At 65.8% G+C, this 1,591-nt stretch carries 1 protein-coding gene and 1 pseudogene; both read left to right on the forward strand.

The window, feature by feature from the left end:
• Positions 1 to 169 (forward strand): annotated as a pseudogene (locus ACFW3D_RS42115) (ISL3 family transposase); the annotation flags it as partial.
• Between the two features lie 42 nt (positions 170 to 211).
• On the forward strand, positions 212 to 757 hold the full coding sequence (locus ACFW3D_RS42120) for a transposase (protein ID WP_500513787.1): 546 nt from the start codon (positions 212 to 214) through the stop codon (positions 755 to 757).
• Positions 758 to 1,591: the final 834 nt, after the last annotated feature.

A 1,591-nucleotide genomic window follows, 5' to 3' on the forward strand; every position in this document is an offset into this window, starting at 1 on the left:
TTTTGCCGACGGACTCGAACGCGACTGGGACGCTGTCCTGGCCGGCCTCACCCTGCCGTGGAGCAGCGGCCCCGTCGAAGGCCACGTGAACCGGACCAAGATGCTCAAACGACAGATGTACGGACGTGCAAGCCTCCCGCTTCTCCGTAAACGAGTCCTCCTTGCATGACGCCGCGTCATCGCTTCACGATAATCTTGACTGAGCCTCTCGATGACGCCGCATACCGCCCGCACCTGGTCCCGCGCAGGCGTCACCCCGGTGATCCGGGTCAACGGCGGCAGCAGACGTCACCTGTCAGTGGCCGCTCTTTGCTGCTACAAGCCCGGCGAGCGGCCGCGGTTGGTGTTCCGGCACACCGGTGACCGGCGGGCCGACGGCCGCAAGGGCTTCTCCTGGAAGGACTTACGGGACCTGCTTACCGCCGCCCACACCAAGCTCGGCGGACCGATCGTGCTGGTCTGGGACAACGTTGGCCTGCACCTCAGCCGTGCGATGCGCGCCTGGACCACGGCCCGGGACTGGCTCACCGTGTTCCAGCTGCCGGCCTATGCGCCCGACCTCAACCCCGTGGAAGGGATCTGGTCCAGCCTGCGACGCACCAGCCTGGCCAACATCGCCTTCGCCGACTACACGCACCTGGTCACCGCAGTCCGCCGGGGCCTACGTCAGATCCAGTACCGGCCCTCATCACCGGCTGCCTCATCGGCACCGGCCTCGCCACAAGCCCCGACGACATCACGCATTAATCCTCAGTAGGGAGACCTTGGTGACATCGTCGGAAGCGTGCTGAAGAGTCGGTCGACGTCCGTCGGCACTCCTCCACCGGCATGCTGGTCGACGAAAAGAGCACGGGAGCAGGTGCGAGTCGAAGTCAGTCGATCTACTGTCGCGACTGATGCCGATGCTGCTGACGTGGCGATGCAATGGTGCAGGTTCACGCTGTCACGCGGCGACCCCACACGACACGCGACATCGCACGCCGCCGGTGCCCCCGGCCAGGCTGGCTGTAGCCGTAATTGCGGGGCCGTGAAGGCGTGTTGACCCTGCCGCGCAAGTTGAGACGCGCTCACGACCCCCGGGCTTGGATCCGGGTCGGTACAGCAAACGGAGTGCGGAGCCATGGCCTCCAGTATTGAGGCGAACGCCCTTGGGTGGACTCCGTCAGTCTGTTCCTGCTGGTGATAGCCACACGGCGCGGAACAACAGATAGGACCACGAATCTCGCGCACGGTGGCGGAGCCAAAAGAGCTGAGTCGTTTCGTGACTGCCACAGCGAGACATTGCGGGCCTGGGGGAACCAGACCAGTGGCCGGCTTGACGCCCCTCAGGCTCAACTTGTGGGCCGGTCTGACAGCGTTCTGAGCGGCACTTGCAGTACGTGGGTGGAGCCGCTCCTGAGACCGGCTCCACCCGTGATGCGCCGCGCCGTCGCTGCCCACGGCTGCGGAGTTCTGCGTTGGAGAGGGCGTGACCGCGCACTTGGTGTTCCCGGTCGGATGGCGTCCCTTCTTGTGGTGTAGCCGATCATGTCGGGGGTGTGCGCCGGGGTGTACCGGCTGTGTAGCCTCCGCTCCCTGCCCATGAGGCGGG

The organism is Streptomyces sp. NPDC058864, assembly GCF_042742985.1.
Taxonomy (GTDB): Bacteria; Actinomycetota; Actinomycetes; order Streptomycetales; family Streptomycetaceae; genus Actinacidiphila.